13 protein-coding genes and 1 pseudogene are annotated in these 16,665 nt (G+C 72.4%); 11 read left to right on the top strand and 3 right to left on the bottom strand.

The features are described from left to right. The first annotated feature begins 122 nt into the window (after window positions 1-122). From ACVV2G_RS25515 to ACVV2G_RS25495, 5 genes and pseudogenes are all read left to right on the top strand, one after another. Window positions 123-1,218 (top strand): annotated as a pseudogene (locus ACVV2G_RS25515) (IS110 family RNA-guided transposase). 32 nt (window positions 1,219-1,250) lie between these two features. Next, the gene (gene pcaDC, locus ACVV2G_RS25510) at window positions 1,251-2,597 is read left to right on the top strand and encodes a bifunctional 3-oxoadipate enol-lactonase/4-carboxymuconolactone decarboxylase PcaDC (RefSeq protein WP_453845104.1); all 1,347 of its coding nucleotides are present in this window, start codon (window positions 1,251-1,253) and stop codon (window positions 2,595-2,597) included. Window positions 2,598-2,641: 44 nt separating this feature from the next. Further along, a complete protein-coding gene (locus tag ACVV2G_RS25505) occupies window positions 2,642-3,277 on the top strand; it encodes an MBL fold metallo-hydrolase (protein ID WP_453845103.1) in 636 nt (211 codons plus the stop codon). Window positions 3,278-3,344: 67 nt separating this feature from the next. Then, complete coding sequence (locus ACVV2G_RS25500; protein WP_453845102.1) at window positions 3,345-4,124, top strand: exodeoxyribonuclease III; 780 nt, start codon at window positions 3,345-3,347, stop codon at window positions 4,122-4,124. A 189-nt stretch (window positions 4,125-4,313) separates the two neighbouring features. Further along, window positions 4,314-4,721, top strand: a complete 408-nt coding sequence (locus tag ACVV2G_RS25495) for a DUF6278 family protein (RefSeq protein ID WP_453845101.1) — start codon at window positions 4,314-4,316, stop codon at window positions 4,719-4,721. Between the two features lie 236 nt (window positions 4,722-4,957). On the opposite strand, the gene ACVV2G_RS25490 is transcribed toward ACVV2G_RS25495, so the two are convergent. Next, complete coding sequence (locus ACVV2G_RS25490) at window positions 4,958-5,716, bottom strand: hypothetical protein (protein WP_453845100.1); 759 nt, start codon at window positions 5,714-5,716, stop codon at window positions 4,958-4,960. A 129-nt stretch (window positions 5,717-5,845) separates the two neighbouring features. On the opposite strand from ACVV2G_RS25490, the gene ggt reads away from it, so the two are divergent. Then, the gene (gene ggt / locus ACVV2G_RS25485) at window positions 5,846-7,645 is read left to right on the top strand and encodes a gamma-glutamyltransferase (protein WP_453845099.1); all 1,800 of its coding nucleotides are present in this window, start codon (window positions 5,846-5,848) and stop codon (window positions 7,643-7,645) included. A 21-nt stretch (window positions 7,646-7,666) separates the two neighbouring features. Here ggt and ACVV2G_RS25480 read toward each other — a convergent pair whose 3' ends face one another. Together ACVV2G_RS25480 and map are read right to left on the bottom strand one after the other, a co-directional pair. Beyond that, window positions 7,667-10,195 carry an ATP-dependent Clp protease ATP-binding subunit gene (locus tag ACVV2G_RS25480; protein WP_453845098.1) on the bottom strand — a complete coding sequence of 843 codons (2,529 nt, stop codon included), beginning with the start codon at window positions 10,193-10,195 and terminating at the stop codon, window positions 7,667-7,669. A gap of 130 nt (window positions 10,196-10,325) precedes the next feature. Beyond that, window positions 10,326-11,102 carry a type I methionyl aminopeptidase gene (gene map / locus ACVV2G_RS25475; RefSeq protein ID WP_453845097.1) on the bottom strand — a complete coding sequence of 259 codons (777 nt, stop codon included), beginning with the start codon at window positions 11,100-11,102 and terminating at the stop codon, window positions 10,326-10,328. Window positions 11,103-11,179: 77 nt separating this feature from the next. Between map and ACVV2G_RS25470 the strand changes: the two genes are divergently transcribed. The 5 genes from ACVV2G_RS25470 (at window position 11,180) to ACVV2G_RS25450 (ending at window position 16,640) form a co-directional block, all read left to right on the top strand. Next, window positions 11,180-11,443 (top strand): helix-turn-helix domain-containing protein, encoded by a 264-nt coding sequence (locus ACVV2G_RS25470; protein ID WP_453845096.1) that lies wholly within the window; start codon window positions 11,180-11,182, stop codon window positions 11,441-11,443. Window positions 11,444-11,754: 311 nt separating this feature from the next. After that, window positions 11,755-12,597 (top strand): nitrilase-related carbon-nitrogen hydrolase, encoded by an 843-nt coding sequence (locus ACVV2G_RS25465; RefSeq protein ID WP_453845095.1) that lies wholly within the window; start codon window positions 11,755-11,757, stop codon window positions 12,595-12,597. Next, the gene (locus tag ACVV2G_RS25460) at window positions 12,594-13,877 is read left to right on the top strand and encodes an aspartate aminotransferase family protein (RefSeq protein ID WP_453845094.1); all 1,284 of its coding nucleotides are present in this window, start codon (window positions 12,594-12,596) and stop codon (window positions 13,875-13,877) included. Before ACVV2G_RS25465 ends, ACVV2G_RS25460 begins: the two co-directional genes overlap by 4 nt. A gap of 325 nt (window positions 13,878-14,202) precedes the next feature. Next, window positions 14,203-15,606 (top strand): dihydropyrimidinase, encoded by a 1,404-nt coding sequence (gene hydA / locus ACVV2G_RS25455; protein ID WP_453845093.1) that lies wholly within the window; start codon window positions 14,203-14,205, stop codon window positions 15,604-15,606. A gap of 11 nt (window positions 15,607-15,617) precedes the next feature. Beyond that, a complete protein-coding gene (locus ACVV2G_RS25450) occupies window positions 15,618-16,640 on the top strand; it encodes a TIGR03842 family LLM class F420-dependent oxidoreductase (protein WP_453845092.1) in 1,023 nt (340 codons plus the stop codon). The last annotated feature ends 25 nt before the right edge of the window (window positions 16,641-16,665 follow it).

Here is a 16,665-nt window from a genome sequence, read left to right as displayed (position 1 = left end):
CCGAGCCACAGGGCGTGTCCCTATAGGGGCCTTGCCGAGTTTCAGGCGCCATCACGGTTCAGACCGCCCGAGCGGGCCGGTGCCATCCACCCAGCACGTCACCACGCGGGAGGCGAACCACCATGACGACCAGAGAGCGCAGCACCTCCTCCAGTACGGATCCGCCGGTTCGGGGCGAGGTCGTGCTGGGCGTGGACACGCACGGCGAGGTGCATGTTGCCGCCGCGGTCTCCCCGCTCGGGAAGGTCCTGGGAACCGAGTCCTTTCCGGCCACGGTGGCCGGCTACCGACAACTGCTTGTCTGGGCCCGCAAGCGGGGGACGGTGCGCCGGGCCGGCGTGGAGGGCACCGGCACCTTCGGCGCGGGCCTGTCCCGCTACCTGGTGACCCAGCGGATTCAGGTGTTCGAAGTGAACCGGTCCGACCGCTTGGCCCGCCGGCTGCTCGGCAAGTCGGACCCGCTCGACGCCCAGGCCGCAGCGCGAGCCGTGCTCAGTGGTCGCGCCCGAGCCCGGGCGAAATCCGGCGACGGTCCGGTGCACAGCGCCCGGATCTACAAACTCGCCAAGGACTCCGCGGTCAAGGCCCGCACCCAGGCGATCAACCAGCTCAAGGCCGTCCTGGTCATCGCCGGCCCCGCCCTGCGGGAACGCATGTCGAGCCTCGGCAACGCCGAGCTGTTCCGCACCTGTGCGCGCCTCGGCCCACCCGACGGTGGGGGAGACGAGGACGCGGTGGCCCAAGCCACCCACATGACATTACCTGCTCGCCGAACGCATCGAGCAGCTCACCGAGCAGATCGATGAGCTGAACCAACGACTGACCCGGCTCGTCGAACGCCACGCCCCACAGCTGCTCGTACCGGTGGGCATCGGTCCGGACAGCGCCGTCACCCTGCTGATCACCATGGGGGACAACCCTGAGCGGCTCGACACCGAGGCGTCCTTTGCTGCCCTTTGCGGAGTCAGCCCCATCGAGTACTCCTCCGGCCAGCGGAGCACGCGCCGGCTCAACCACGGCGGCGACCGGCAGGCCAACGCCGCCCTGCACCGCATCGTCTTCACCCGCCTGCGTCACGACCCACGCACCCAGGAGTACTACGAACGCCGCACCCAGGAGGGCAAGACCCGCCCTGAGATCATCCGATGCCTCAAGCGATACGCAGCCCGCGAGGTCTTCAACCTGGTCAGACCGGCTTCCCGCACCCCTGCGTTATAGGGGCGTCCGTGAGACGTGAGAGGGTCTGACGCGTGAGTGAGACACCGCCGAACACCCTGCAATACCGCTTTGACGGGCCAGAAGAGGCCCCGGTCCTGATCCTCGGTCCCTCACTGGGTACCACATGGCACATGTGGGACCGCCAGGTGCCCGAGCTGGTGCAGCAGTGGCGGGTCTTCCGCTTCGACCTGCCCGGGCACGGGGGCGCCCCCGCCCACCCGTCGGGCTCGGTCGCCGAACTCGCCACGCGTCTGCTGGCGACGCTCGACGGGCTCGGCGTGCGGCGCTTCGGCTACGCGGGCTGCGCGTTCGGCGGTGCCGTCGGCATCGAGCTGGCCCTGCGGCACCCCGAGCGCCTCGCCTCCCTCGCGCTGATCGCGGCCTCGCCGCGCTTCGGTACGGCCGACGAGTTCCGCCAGCGCGGCGTGATCGTCCGCACCAACGGGCTCGACCCCATCGCCCGCAGCGCGCCGGAGCGGTGGTTCACCGGCGGGTTCGCCGCCGCCCAGCCGGCGATCACCGAGTGGGCCGTGCAGATGGTGCGCACCACCGACCCCGGCTGCTACATCGCCGCCTGCGAGGCGCTCGCCGCCTTCGACGTGCGCGGCGAACTCGGGCAGGTCGGCGTCCCGACCCTGGTCCTCGTCGGCTCCGAGGACCAGGTCACCGGCCCCGCCGAGGCCCGCACCCTGGTCGCAGGCGTCCCGGACGCCCGTCTGGCCGTCGTCCCGGGCGCCTCCCACCTGGTCCCGGTCGAGCAACCCGCGGCCGTCACCGACCTGCTGGTACGGCACTTCAGCACCGCCTGGCAGACCGCCCACGACGCCTCCACCGGCCAGATCGCCGTCCCTCACGCCCGCGCCGCCGCAGCCGCGGCCCACGCCGCCGCGCCCGCCGTCCCCGCGGCCTCCGCCGCCCCCGTCCAGCCGGCCATGGCCCCGCCGCAGGCCGCACCCATCGCCGAGATCGCCCCGGTCGTGGCCCCGGCGCAGGGGCGGCCGGACCCGTACGACGCGGGGCTCAAGGTGCGCCGGGAAGTGCTCGGCGACGCGCACGTCGACCGGGCGCTGGCGCAGGCGGACGAGTTCTCGGGGGACTTCCAGGAACTCCTCACCCGGTACGCGTGGGGCGAGATCTGGAACCGGCCGGGCCTGGACCGGCGCACCCGCAGCTGCGTCACCCTGACCGCGCTGGTCGCCGGCGGTCACCCGGAGGAACTCGCCCCGCACCTGCGGGCCGCCCTGCGCAACGGCCTCACCCCGGCCGAGATCAGGGAAGTACTGCTCCAGGCGGCCGTCTACTGCGGCACACCGGCCGTGAGCAGGGCTTTCCGGGTGGCGCAGCAGGTCGTCCGCGAGGAGACCACACCGCCGGAGTGAGTCCCGCCGAGCCGCCCACCCGCGCGCGGCGGCAGGATGGAGTCATGAAGCTCACCAAGAAGTCGCACGCCTGCGTCCGCCTCGAGAAGGACGGCCGGACGCTCGTCCTCGACCCCGGCGGATTCAGCGAGGAGGACGCCGCCCTCGGCGCGGACGCCCTGCTCGTCACCCACGAGCACCCCGACCACTTCGACGAGCTACGGCTGCGGGCCGCGATGGAGAACAACCCGGCCGCCGGGATCTGGACCCTGAAATCCGTCGCGGAGAGGATCTCGGCGGCGTTCCCGGGCCGTGTGCACACCGTCGGCCACGGCGACACCTTCACCGCCGCCGGGTTCGACGTGCAGGTCCACGGCGGGCTGCACGCGGTGATCCACCCGGACATCCCGCGCGTCACCAACATCGGTTTCCTCGTCGACGGCGGCAGGATCTTCCACCCCGGCGACGCCCTCACCGTCCCCGACCACCCGGTCGAGACGCTGATGCTCCCCGTCATGGCGCCCTGGAGCAAGATCTCCGAGGTCATCGACTACGTCCGCGAGGTGAAACCGCAGCGCGCCTACGACATCCACGACGCCCTCCTCACCGACCTCGCCCGCCCCCTCTACGACCGCCAGATCGGCTCGCTCGGCGGCTCGGAACACCTGCGGCTCGCCCCGGGGGACTCCGCACGCGTGTGAGGCCCGCGGCCGGGGGCGGGCTCCCGGCCGGACGGGGTTGTCAGTCCCGCCCGGTAGGTTGGGGGACATGCGCATCGCGACCTGGAACGTGAACTCGATCACCGCCCGTCTGCCGAGGCTGCTCGCCTGGCTGGAGAGCAGCGGCACCGACGTGCTGTGCCTCCAGGAGGCCAAGGTCGCCGAGGAGCAGTTCCCCTTCGACGCGCTGCGGGAGAAGGGTTACGAGGCGGCGGTGCACGCCACCGGCCGGTGGAACGGCGTGGCGGTGCTCTCCCGCGTCGGCCTCCAGGACGTCGTCAAGGGGCTGCCCGGCGACCCCGGCTACGAGGGGGTGCAGGAGCCCCGCGCGATCTCCGCCACCTGCGGCCCGGTCCGCGTCTGGTCGGTGTACGTGCCCAACGGACGCGAGGTGGGGCACCCGCACTACGCGTACAAGCTCCAGTGGTTCGAGGCGCTGCGCGCGGCCGTGGAGAGCGACGCGGCGGGCAGTCGCCCGTTCGCGGTGCTCGGTGACTACAACGTCGCCCCGACGGACGACGACGTCCACGACCGCGCCGCCTTCGAGGGCTCCACCCATGTCACCCCCGCCGAGCGCGCGGCCCTCGCCTCGCTGCGCGGGACCGGCCTGTCCGACGTGGTCCCGCGCCCGCTGAAGTACGACCACCCCTTCACCTACTGGGACTACCGCCAGCTCTGCTTCCCGAAGAACCGGGGGATGCGCATCGACCTGGTGTACGGCAACGAGCCCTTCGCCAAGGCGGTCACCGACTCCTACGTCGACCGCGAGGAGCGCAAGGGCAAGGGCGCTTCGGACCACGCGCCGGTCGTGGTGGACCTGGACGTGTAGGCGCAGCCCACGCACCCGCCGTCTCCCCGCCTGCCGCCCGCGCACCCGCAGTCCCCCCGTCACCCGCGCACCGGCCCCCCGCCTGCCACCCGCGCACCAGCCGTCCGTACACCCGCCCCGCCGCCCGCTGCCGCCTCCGCCCTGCGTGCCCTGTGGTGCATACGGCGGTACGAATGACAGTCTGGACATATGAACTTCCCCTTCCTGGGCAAGCGGCGCGAACGTCCCCGCGTCCACGACGCCGAGGGCATCGGTGAGATGCTCGCCGACTGCGACCTGCTGCGCTCGCAGGCGTCGCGGGAGGGTGTCCGGCTCGACGACTCGGCAGAGTCCCTGGAGCAACTCGACCAGGTGCTGCCGCGCTGGCGCAGCGACGAGGAGATCCTGACCTGGCTCGGCAACGACGCCGGTCTGTACCTCGGCACCGTGATCGTGCGGACCGTGCCGGGCGCCGTCTGGTCCATCCGCTCCGACGGGCAGCCCGTCGTCCGGCTCGCCTCCGGGCGGGAGTTCGACGTGGTGGCGTCCGGCCACGAGTGGGCGGCGGACGGCGTGCCCGAGCTCTCACAGTTGTACGGCGAGGTGGCGGAGACGTGAACCTCTGGGCAGAGGGCCACCGTAAATAGGGGTAATGCCCGCCGGGTGCGTGTCGTTGGCATGCCTGCCGCATGTCCCGATACGTTGCGGTCCTCGGTCCGCACGCGGAGGACACGCGGACACGCGAACGCGCGGGGAAGTACGCAAGGTGCAGCCGGAGATCACTGGTCGCGCAGCGGGTCGGCCGTTACGACGGGTCGTCCGCGGGCGGGGAGAAGGTCAGCTGCACACCGGTCCTACGCCCGATGGGAGTTGCGGGGCGCCGGCGCCGGTGCCGGCAGCGGGCTCGTCGCCGCCCGGGTCACGTCACCGACGAACTCGACGACATCCGGGCCGTACGCCTGCGAGTTGACCACCTTGAGCAGCAGAACGAAGGAGTCGGTGCCGTACTTGCGGGCCAGCTTCTCGTGGTGGCGTGCGAGGTAGCGGGTGGCGGCCTGGTTGTCGATCGCGCGCTGGCCGCAGAACAGGAACGCGGGCCGGGCCTCGCGCCGGTCCCCGGCGGTGAGGCGGGCCAGCAGCACGTACTCCGTGATGCCCGGGTCCATGCGGTAGCGCTCGCCGCCTATCTGGAACGCCCCGCGGTCCGGGCCCGGCTCCGGGTCGATGTTGACCCGCACCCCGGGCAGCATGGCCGCCATGTGGGCCACCATGCGCCGGTTCGACCCGGGGCCGCCCACGCAGAACTCCGTCCGTTCGCCGAACCCCTGGTGGACCATGTCCTGGGTGACCACCTGGACGTGCGCGCCGCAATCCTTGACCAGGGCGGACAGCTCCAGCAGCGCGAAGACGTCGAAGCGGTGGACGGCCGGTTCGGAGGCCGCGGGGTCCCGGTTGACGACGAGCAGCGACTCGGAGCCTTCCGGCAGTCCGAAGAACGCCTGCTTGCGTCGGAGCTTCCGCTTCGACAGGTACGTTCGGGCGAGCCAGCCCAGCGCGGCGCTGATGCCCGCCGCGACCACGCCCAGGACGATGTTGCGTACGTCGTCAGTCATGGGCGCGCATGCTAGCGGGCATCGGTGCGCCGGTGTCCGACGGGCCGCGGTGACGTGCTCCCGACGCGGCCATGACGCGACCATGACCATCAACTAAGCTGCCCGAACGGCCCTTCCCTGGAGGTGCGGATGCGTCGCCCTGTCGCACGGAATCTGACGGTCCTGGCGGTCTCGGCCGCCGTGGTGTCGGTGGGGGCGGCGCCACCCGCTGCCCCGAGCGGGCCCGCCGCCCCGAAATCCCCGGTCGCCGTCGGATACGGCGGCGCGGTCGCCAGCGTCGACCCGGACGCCTCGGCCGCCGGTATCGAGGTCCTGCGCAAGGGCGGCAACGCCGTCGACGCGGCCGTCGCCACCGCCGCCGCGCTCGGCGTCACCGAGCCCTACTCCGCCGGCATCGGCGGGGGCGGCTACTTCGTCCACTACGACGCCGGGTCCCGCACGGTGCGCACCATCGACGGCCGGGAGACCGCGCCGCTGACCGCCGACGAGGAACTCTTCACGGAGAACGGCACACCGATCGCCTTCGCCGAAGCCGTCAGCAGCGGTCTCGCCGTCGGCACCCCGGGCACCCCCGCCACCTGGCAGGCCGCCCTCGACAAGTGGGGCAGCCGGAAGCTGTCCTCGGTGCTCAAGCCCGCCGAGCGCCTGGCCCGGCACGGCTTCACCGTCGACGAGACCTTCCGCTCCCAGACCGCCGCCAACGAAGAGCGCTTCCGCCACTTCCCGGACACCGCCGACCTCTTCCTCCCCGGCGGTGAACTCCCGGTCGTCGGCTCCACGTTCAAGAACCCGGACCTCGCGCGCACCTACAGGGAACTCGGCCGCGAGGGCGTCGACGCCCTCTACCACGGCGCACTCGGCGAGGACGTCGTCGCCACCGTCAACAAGCCGCCCGTCGACCCCGGCTCCGGCTGGAACGCCCGCCCCGGCGACCTGTCCGCCGCCGACCTCGCGGCCTACGAGGCCAGGTTCCAGGCGCCCACCAGGACGTCGTACCGCGGTCTGGACGTCTACTCCATCGCGCCCTCCTCGTCCGGCGGCACCACGGTCGGTGAGGCCCTGAACATCCTGGAGCGCACCGACCTCTCCAGGGCGAGCAAGGTCCGCTACCTGCACCGCTTCATCGAGGCGAGCCGCATCGCGTTCGCCGACCGGGGGCGCTGGGTCGGGGACCCCGCCTTCGAGGACGTACCGACGAAGGAGCTGCTGTCGCAGCGCTACGCCGACTCCCGCGCGTGTCTGATCAGGGACGACGCGGTCCTCACCAGCCCCCTCGCCCCCGGCGACCCCCGCGATCCGGCGCGCTGCGCGGGCGGCGGTACGGCGGCGCCGACGACGTACGAGGGCGAGAGCACCACGCACCTCACGGTGGCGGACCGGTGGGGGAACGTCGTCGCCTACACGCTCACCATCGAGCAGACCGGCGGCAGCGGCATCACCGTGCCCGGTCGCGGCTTCCTGCTCAACAACGAGCTGACGGACTTCTCCTTCGCCCCGGCCAACCCGGCCGTCCACGACCCGAACCTGCCGGGCCCCGGCAAGCGCCCGCGGTCGTCGATCGCGCCGACGATCGTCCTGGACCGGCACCACGAGCCGGTCGTGGCGGTCGGTTCGCCCGGCGGCGCCACCATCATCACCACCGTGCTGCAGACCCTCACCGGCGTCATCGACCGCGGCCTCCCGCTCGCCGACGCCATCGCCGCGCCGCGCGCCAGCCAGCGCAACGCCGCGCAGACCGAGCTGGAACCCGGCCTCCACGACAGCGGCGTGCGGCACGGACTCGAGGCGCTCGGGCACTCCTTCAGGACCAGCCCCGAGATCGGCGCGGCGACCGGCGTGCAGCGGCTGCCGGACGGCAGGTGGCTGGCCGCCGCCGAGAAGGAACGACGCGGCGGCGGCTCGGCGATGGTGGTCCGGCCCGCGCGGTAGGTGTCGCGGAAGGGACCGGGGTCACAGCTCGGGGACGGGCCGCTGCGGCGTCCGGAACGCCAGCCGCCCGTCCTCGGCGTCGACCGTCACCCGGCCGCCCTCCGCGGCCCGGCCGTCCAGCAGCAGCCGGGACAGCTCGTTGTCGACCTCGCGCTGGATGGTGCGGCGCAGCGGACGCGCCCCGTACTCGGGCTGGTAGCCGCGCTCGGCGATCCAGTCCACGGCCGCGTCGGTGAAGTCCACGGTGATGTTCCGGGCCTTGACCATGCGACGGGTCTGCTCCAGGAGCAGGCTGGTGATCCGCCGCAGTTGCTCCCCGCTGAGCTGGCGGAAGACCACGATTTCGTCGATGCGGTTGAGGAACTCGGGCCGGAAGTGCTCGCGCAGCGGGCGCAGCACCTGCTCGCGCCGGGCCTCCTCGTCCGCCTCCGAACCGCCGGCGCCGAAGCCGATGCCCGCTCCGCGCCGGGTGATCACGTCGGAGCCCAGGTTGCTGGTCATCACGACGACCGTGTTGGTGAAGTCCACCGTCCGGCCCTGCGAGTCGGTCAGCCGGCCGTCGTCGAGGACCTGGAGGAGGATGTTGAAGACGTCCGGGTGCGCCTTCTCCACCTCGTCCAGCAGGAGCAGCGAGTACGGGTGCCGGCGCACCACCTCGGTCAGCTGACCGGCCTCCTCGTGCCCGACGTAGCCGGGCGGGGCGCCGACCAGGCGGCTGACCGTGTGGCGTTCCTGGTACTCGCTCATGTCGAGCCGGACCATGTGGTCCTCGCTGCCGAACAGCGCCTCGGCCAGGGCCCGTGCCAGTTCGGTCTTGCCGACGCCGGTCGGGCCGAGGAAGAGGAAGCTGCCGATGGGCCGGTCGGGACTGGCCAGCCCGGCACGGGAGCGCAGTACGGCGTCGGAGACGACCCGTACGGCCTCGTCCTGGCCGATCACCCGCTCGTGCAGGTGGGACTCCAGGCCCAGCAGGCGGTCCTTCTCCTCCTGGGTGAGGCTGTTGACCGGGATGCCGGTCTGCCGGGACACCACCTCGGCAATGGACTCGCTGCCGACCACCAGGTTCAGGCCCTCGTCGGCCTCGCCACCGCCGTCGGCCTCGGTGATCCGCTGCTTCAGCTCGGCGATCCGGTCGCGCAGTTGGGTGGCCTGCTCGTACTGCTCGTCCGCGACCGCCTGGTCCTTGTCCCGGATCAGCTGGTCGACCTCGCGCTCCATGGCCCGCACGTCGGTGCCCTTGGTACGGGCCCGCAGGCGCACCCGGGCGCCGGCCTGGTCGATCAGGTCGATGGCCTTGTCCGGCAGGCGGCGGTCGGTGAGGTAGCGGTCGGACATCTCCACGGCCGCCACCAGGGCCTCGTCGGTGTAGCGGACCTGGTGGTGGGCCTCGTAGCGGTCGCGCAGTCCGCGCAGGATCTCGATCGCGTCCGCGGGAGTGGGCTCCGGCACCAGGATCGGCTGGAAGCGGCGGGCGAGCGCCGCGTCCTTCTCGATCCTGCGGTACTCCTCCAGGGTGGTCGCGCCCACGACGTGCAGTTCGCCGCGGGCCAGGGCCGGTTTGAGGATGTTCCCCGCGTCCATCGATCCGCTCTCGCCGCCACCGCCGGCGCCGACGACGGTGTGCAGCTCGTCGATGAAGACGATCAGCTGGTCGGAGTGGGCGCGGATCTCGCCCACGATGGTGTTGAGGCGCTCCTCGAAGTCGCCCCGGAAGCGGGTGCCCGCGACGACGCCGGTCAGGTCCAGCGCCACGACCCGCCGTCCGATCAGCACGTCGGGCACGTCCGCGTCGGTGATGCGCTGCGCCAGCCCCTCCACGACGGCGGTCTTGCCGACGCCCGCGTCACCGATCAGCACCGGGTTGTTCTTACCCCGGCGGGAGAGCACCTCGACGGTCTGCTCGATCTCGTCCTCGCGCCCGATCACCGGGTCGATCCGGCCCTGCTGGGCCAGGTCGGTGAGGTCGCGGCCGTACTTGTCCAGGGTCGGCGTGTTCGTGGTCCGGGGCCCCTCGCCGCGGGCCTTGGCGGCCTCCGGCGGCTCCGTCGGCAGGCCCGAGGGCGCGAACCGGGCCGCGTTCAGGATGTGCCCGGCGGCCGAGTCCGGATTGGCGGCCAGGGCGCTGAGCACGTGTTCCGGGCCGATGTAGCCGGTGCCGGTCGAACGGGCCAGTTCGTGCGCGTCCAGCAGGGCGCGTTTGACGGCCGGGGTGAGGGAGAGCGAGGTCGGCGGCGGGACCTCGCCCGGGGGGTGCTGCACCGGGCCGGTCCGCTCGTCGATCTGCGACGCCAGCGCGTCGGGGTCGGCACCGGCCCGGCTGAGCAGACCACGGGTCGGTTCGGTGGCGAGCGCGGCCCGCAGCAGGTGCTCGGTGTCCAGGTCCCGGCTGCCGTGCTCGGCGGCGTACTGGGCCGCGCCGCGCACCAGTTCCCGGGCCGGCTGGCTGAGCAGCCTGCCGATGTCGATCCGCCTCGGCCTGGGCCCGCCGAAGAAGCGCGCCAGGAATTCCGCGAACGGGTCGCCCTCCGGGCCCATGAAGCCGCTGGTCATCGTGTACGGACCTCCGCTGCATCGCTGATCGACGTGCCGGGGCCGGGTAACCCGGCCGGGGCGCGGTCATGCCCAACATGACACGTTCTGTTCCGTCGGGCATGTCCGGGCACCCGGGCCGCCGAAGGCCTCAGAGGCCGTCCCGGGAGGTCAGGACGCGCGGACCGCCGTCCGTGATCGCGACCGTGTGCTCCACGTGCGCCGCCCGGGAGCCGTCGTTCGTGCGCAGGGTCCAGCCGTCCGGATCGCAGTGGTAGTCGTCCCGGCCGCCGCCGATCAGCATCGGCTCGATGGCGATGACCATGCCGTGGCGCAGGGGCAGCCCGCGTCCCGGCCGGCCCTCGTTGGGCACGCCGGGGTCCTCGTGCATGTGCCGGCCGATGCCGTGGCCGCCGAAGTCCTCCATGATGCCGTAGCCGCCCGCCCGGCACACCGTGCCGATGGCGTGCGCGATGTCGCCGACGCGGTTTCCGACGACGGCGGCCCCGATGCCCGCCGCGAGGGCCCGCTCGGCGGTTTCGATCAAGGCCACGTCGTCCGGGCGCGCGGTGCCCACGACGAAGCTGAGGGCCGAGTCTCCGGCCCAGCCGTCCAGGGTCGCGCCGCAGTCGAGGGAGACGAGGTCGCCGTCGCGCAGCCGGTAGTCGTCCGGGATGCCGTGCACGATCGCGTCGTTCACCGAGGCGCAGACGACGGCCGGGAAGGGCGTCGGTGCGAAGGACGGCCGGTACCCGAGGAACGGCGAGCCGGCGCCCGCCTCCCGCAGCACCTCCCGCGCCACCGCGTCCAGCTCCAGCAGGGAGACGCCCACGTCGGCGGCCCGTCGCGCGGCGGTCAGGGCACGTGCGACCACCTGGCCGGCCGCGTGCATGGCGTCGATCGATGTGTCTGTCTTCAGTTCCACCATGCCAATTACTATACCGGTATTTGAATTGGGTCGGCCGACACGGGCGCGGTACGGGAACCCGGTATTAGAATGACGGCATGGTGCGCACCCCCCTGACCCCCGAAGAGCGTGAACGCGGCGAGCGGCTCGGGCAGCTGCTGCGTGTGGCCCGCGGTGACCGGAGCATGACGGAGGTGGCGGCGGAGGCGGGCATCTCCGCCGAGACCCTGCGCAAGATCGAGACCGGCCGCGCGCCGACTCCGGCCTTCTTCACGGTGGCCGCGCTGGCCCGTGCGCTGGGGCTGTCCATGGACGACCTGGTGGGACGGTGCGTGCTGGTGGCGGTACCGGGGGCCGCCTGACGCCACGCGCCGCGGCGGCGCCGCGGCGGCGCCGGGGCACGGCCGGCACTGCGGCCTCCGACGGGTGCCACCGGGACCTCGTCCGCGCCCGCCGCGCCTCCGCACCCGCCGTGCCGCCGGCGTCGCCGCCCGGGAGTCGTCCCGGCCGTCCCACCGGCCCCACCACTCACCCACAGGGGTGCGAATGGTGATCGACACCACGGCTTGGTGACGATGGTCTTGGCAAGCCCGTGCGGCCAGGCATACGTTCGTCCCTCTACGGCCCGCTCTACGGGCGTAGAGGCTCTGACGTCGTGTCGAAGGAGCAGCTCATGGCCAACGTCGTACGTGCCGCTCTGGTCCAGGCCACCTGGACCGGCGACACCGAGTCCATGGTGGCGAAGCACGAGGAGCACGCCCGGGAGGCCGCCCGGCAGGGTGCCCGGGTCATCGGCTTCCAGGAGGTCTTCAACGCCCCCTACTTCTGCCAGGTCCAGGACCCCGAGCACTACCGCTGGGCCGAGCCCGTGCCCGACGGTCCGACCACCCGCCGCATGCAGGCCCTCGCGCGCGAGACCGGCATGGTGATCGTCGTCCCCGTCTTCGAGGTCGAGCAGTCGGGTTTCTACTACAACACCGCGGCCGTGATCGACGCCGACGGCACCGTCCTCGGCACCTACCGCAAGCACCACATCCCCCAGGTCAAGGGATTCTGGGAGAAGTTCTACTTCCGTCCCGGCAACCTCGGCTGGCCCGTCTTCGACACCGCCGTCGGGAAGGTCGGCGTCTACATCTGCTACGACCGGCACTTCCCGGAGGGCTGGCGGCAACTCGGCCTCGCGGGAGCCCAGTTGGTTTACAACCCCTCGGCCACCCACCGCGGCCTCTCCGCCCACCTGTGGCGCCTCGAACAGCCCGCAGCGGCCGTCGCCAACGAGTACTTCATCGCCGCCATCAACCGGGTCGGACAGGAGGAGTACGGGGACAACGACTTCTACGGGACGTCGTACTTCGTCGACCCGCGCGGCCAGTTCGTCGGCGAGACCGCCAGCGACACCGAGGAGGAACTCGTCGTCCGCGACCTGGACTTCGACCTCATCGAGGACGTGCGGCAGCAGTGGGCCTTCTACCGCGACCGCCGCCCCGACGCCTACGAAGGGCTGGTGCAGCCGTGACCGGGGACCTCCACCGCCGCCACCGCGCCGTCCTGCCCGACTGGCTCGCCCTCTACTACGAGGACCCGCTGGAGATCACCCACGGCGAGGGCCGCCACGTGTGGGACGCCGCCGGCCACAAGTACCTCGACTTCTTCGGCGGCATCCTCACCACGATGACCGCGCACGCCCTGCCCGAGGTGACCAAGGCGGTGAGCGAACAGGCCGGGCGGATCATCCACTCCTCGACCCTCTACCTCAACCGGCCCATGGTCGAACTCGCCGAGCGCGTCGCCCACGTCTCCGGCATCCCCGACGCCCGCGTCTTCTTCACCACCTCCGGCACCGAGGCCAACGACACCGCCCTGCTGCTCGCCACCGCCCACCGGCGCAGCAACACCGTCCTGGCGATGCGCAACAGCTACCACGGCCGCAGTTTCAGCTCCGTCGGTATCACCGGCAACCGCGGCTGGTCCCCGACCTCGCTCTCCCCGCTCCAGACGCTCTACGTCCACGGCGGCGTCCGCACCCGAGGTCCCTACGCGCATCTGGACGACCGGGCCTTCATCGACGCCTGCGTGGCGGACCTCGAAGACCTGCTGGGGCACGCGCGCACCCCCGCCGCGCTGATCGCCGAACCCGTCCAGGGCGTCGGCGGCTTCACCTCCCCGCCCGACGGCCTGTACGCGGCCTTCCGCGAGGTGCTGCACGAGCGGGGCATCCTGTGGATCGCCGACGAGGTGCAGACCGGCTGGGGCCGCACCGGCGAACACTTCTGGGGCTGGCAGGCCCACGGGCGCAACGGTCCGCCGGACATCGTGACCTTCGCCAAGGGCATCGGCAACGGCATGTCCGTCGGCGGTGTGATCGCACGCGCCGAGATCATGAACTGCCTGGACGCCAACAGCATCTCCACCTTCGGCGGCACCCAGGTCACCATGGCGGCCGGCCTCGCCAACCTCTCCTACCTGCTGGAACACGACCTCCAGGGCAACGCCCGGCGCGTCGGCGGACTGCTCATCGAGCGGCTGCGGGCCATCGCCGCCCAGGTGCCGCATGTGCGGGAGGTGCGCGGGCGAGGGCTGATGATCGGCGTGGAGCTGACCCGGCCCGGCACCGACGAGGCCGCCCCCGAAGCGGCGTCCACCGTACTGGAGGAGGCGCGCGCGGGCGGACTGCTCGTCGGCAAGGGCGGCGGCCACAGCACCAGCGTCCTGCGCATCGCACCGCCGATGTCCCTCACCGTCGCGGAGGCCGAGGAGGGCGCCGCGATCCTGGAGCGCGCCCTGCGGAGCATCTGACGGCCGCCCGCGGGCCGTGCACCGAGCGCAGGACGAACCGCCCACCGCCACCGCCCACCGCTACCGTTACCGCCACCGTCCTCGCCCCGCCCCCGCCCGGGAGCGGCAGCCCCGGGAACCGGTCCCGCCCGCCGCACCGGGCCCCGGGCCCTTCCCGCCGCGCCGCAGGCGAGACGCCGCGCGAGCCCACCGTGCGCGCCCTCGGCCCGGGCGGGCCGCGCGAGGCCCGCGCCCGCCGGCCGTCCCATCGCCACCGGGCGCCGGCCGCCTGCACGCCGCTGACCGCGCCCCGGCCGACCGGGGCCCGACAGGAGGGAACAGCAGCATGAGCAGCCGTACCGTCATCCGCGGTGGCCTCGTCGTCACCGCGTCCGACGAGACGCACGCCGACGTCCTGATCGAGGACGGCCGCATCGCCGCCCTCGCCGCGACCGGCACCCCGGCCGCCGGCGCCTTCACGGCCGAGCGGACCATCGACGCGAGCGGCAAGTACGTCCTCCCGGGCGGCGTCGACGGCCACACCCACATGGAGATGCCCTTCGGCGGCACCTACGCCGCCGACACCTTCGAGACCGGCACCCAGGCCGCCGCCTGGGGCGGCACGACCACGATCGTGGACTTCGCGATCCAGACCGTCGGACACTCCCTGCGGGAGGGCCTGGACGCCTGGCACGCCAAGGCCGAGGGCAACTGCGCGATCGACTACGGCTTCCACATGATCGTCTCCGACGTGAACCGGGAGACGCTCAAGGAGATGGACCTGCTGGTGGAGGAAGGGGTCACGTCGTTCAAGCAGTTCATGGCGTACCCCGGGGTCTTCTACTCCGACGACGGCCAGATCCTGCGGGCCATGCAGCGCGCCGCCGGGAACGGCGGGCTGGTCATGATGCACGCCGAGAACGGCATCGCGATCGACGTCCTCGTCGAACAGGCCCTCGCCCGCGGCGAGACCGACCCGCGCCACCACGGAGAGGTCCGCAAGGCCCTGCTGGAGGCCGAGGCGACCCACCGTGCCATCAAGCTCGCCCAGGTCGCCGGCGCCCCCCTGTACGTCGTGCACGTGTCCGCGGCGGAGGCGGTCGCGGAACTGACCCGGGCCCGCGACGAAGGCCTGGACGTCTTCGGCGAGACCTGCCCGCAGTACCTGTTCCTGTCCACCGACAACCTTGCCGAGCCCGGCTTCGAAGGCGCCAAGTACGTGTGCAGCACCCCGCTGCGCCCGCGTGAGCACCAGGCGGCCCTGTGGCGGGGCCTGCGCACCAACGACCTCCAGGTCGTCTCCACCGACCACTGCCCCTTCTGCTTCAGCGGCCAGAAGGAGCTGGGCCGCGGCGACTTCTCGAAGATCCCCAACGGCATGCCGGGCGTCGAGCACCGCATGGACCTGCTCCACCAGGCCGTCGTCGACGGGCACATCAGCCGCCGCCGCTGGATCGAGATCGCCTGCGCCACCCCGGCCCGCATGTTCGGCCTCTACCCGAAGAAGGGCACCCTCGCGCCCGGTGCCGACGCCGACGTGGTCGTCTACGACCCGCACGCCGAACAGGTCCTCTCGGCCGAGACCCACCACATGAACGTCGACTACTCGGCGTACGAGGGCAAGCGGATCACCGGCCGGGTGGAGACCGTGCTCTCGCGCGGTGTGCCGGTCGTCACCGGGCGGGAGTACACCGGGCGCACCGGCCACGGCGTCTACACCCCGCGTGCCACCTGCCAGTACCTGAACTAGGAGCCGTGCCCATGGACTTCGGACTCGTCCTGCAGACCGACCCGCCGGCCTCCCGTGTCGTCAGCCTGATGCAACGGGCCGAACGCAACGGGTTCCGCTACGGCTGGACCTTCGACTCCTCCGTGCTGTGGCAGGAGCCGTTCGTCATCTACAGCCAGATCCTGGCCGGCACCACGGAGCTGAAGGTCGGCACGATGGTCACCAACCCGGGCACCCGCACCTGGGAGGTGACCGCCTCGGCCTTCGCCACCCTCAACGACATGTTCGGCAACCGCACCGTCTGCGGCATCGGCCGCGGCGACTCCGCGATGCGTGTCGCCGGCCGCAAGCCCAACACCCTCGCCCGCATCAGCGACGCGATGAAGGTCATCCGGGCGCTGGGCAGGGGAGAGGAGGCCGACCTCGGCGGCGGCACCGTCGTCCGGTTCCCCTGGATCAGGCCGGACGCCGAACTCCCGGTGTGGATGGCGGCGTACGGCCCGAAGGCGCTGAAGATGACCGGCGAGGAGGCCGACGGCTTCATCCTCCAGCTCGCCGACCTCTACCTGACCGAGTACATGGTGAAGGCCGTCAGGGACGCGGCCGCCGCCGCCGGGCGGGACCCGTCCCGGGTGACGGTCTGCGTCGCCGCCCCGGCCTACGTCACCGCCGACGACTCGCCCGAGGCGCTCGCCCACGCGCGCGAGCAGTGCCGCTGGTTCGGCGGCATGGTCGGCAACCACGTGGCCGACCTGGTCGGGAGGTACGGCACGCACTCCGGCGCCGTGCCCGGCGAACTCACCCGGTACATCGAGGCCCGCCAGGGCTACGACTACGCCCACCACGGGCGCAGCGGCAACCCGGACACGCGGTTCGTGCCGGACGAGATCGTCGACCGGTTCTGCCTGATCGGACCGGCCGGGAGGCACATCGAGAAGCTGAACGCCCTGCGCGCCCTCGGCGTCGACCAGTTCGCGCTGTACGACATGCACGACGCGCAGGAGGCCGTGATCGACGCCTACGGCACCACCGTGATCCCGGCCGTCAACGGCTGACCCGCCCCTGGAGAGGGGGAGGGGC

Source organism: Streptomyces sp. JK94 (assembly GCF_053613315.1).
This window is presented reverse-complemented; position numbering and strand designations above follow the sequence as displayed.

What these genes read in the sequence shown, in the direction of transcription:
- ACVV2G_RS25495 (WP_453845101.1), top strand. Translation starts at nt 4,314, where the DNA reads ATGAACTTCCCCTTCCTGGGCAAGCGGCGCGAACGTCCCCGCGTCCAC.
- ACVV2G_RS25450 (WP_453845092.1), top strand. Translation starts at nt 15,618, where the DNA reads ATGGACTTCGGACTCGTCCTGCAGACCGACCCGCCGGCCTCCCGTGTC.
- ACVV2G_RS25465 (WP_453845095.1), top strand. Translation starts at nt 11,755, where the DNA reads ATGGCCAACGTCGTACGTGCCGCTCTGGTCCAGGCCACCTGGACCGGC.
- ggt (WP_453845099.1), top strand. Translation starts at nt 5,846, where the DNA reads ATGCGTCGCCCTGTCGCACGGAATCTGACGGTCCTGGCGGTCTCGGCC.
- ACVV2G_RS25505 (WP_453845103.1), top strand. Translation starts at nt 2,642, where the DNA reads ATGAAGCTCACCAAGAAGTCGCACGCCTGCGTCCGCCTCGAGAAGGAC.
- map (WP_453845097.1), bottom strand. Translation starts at nt 11,102, where the DNA reads ATGGTGGAACTGAAGACAGACACATCGATCGACGCCATGCACGCGGCC.
- ACVV2G_RS25490 (WP_453845100.1), bottom strand. Translation starts at nt 5,716, where the DNA reads ATGACTGACGACGTACGCAACATCGTCCTGGGCGTGGTCGCGGCGGGC.
- ACVV2G_RS25470 (WP_453845096.1), top strand. Translation starts at nt 11,180, where the DNA reads ATGGTGCGCACCCCCCTGACCCCCGAAGAGCGTGAACGCGGCGAGCGG.
- hydA (WP_453845093.1), top strand. Translation starts at nt 14,203, where the DNA reads ATGAGCAGCCGTACCGTCATCCGCGGTGGCCTCGTCGTCACCGCGTCC.
- ACVV2G_RS25480 (WP_453845098.1), bottom strand. Translation starts at nt 10,195, where the DNA reads ATGACCAGCGGCTTCATGGGCCCGGAGGGCGACCCGTTCGCGGAATTC.
- ACVV2G_RS25500 (WP_453845102.1), top strand. Translation starts at nt 3,345, where the DNA reads ATGCGCATCGCGACCTGGAACGTGAACTCGATCACCGCCCGTCTGCCG.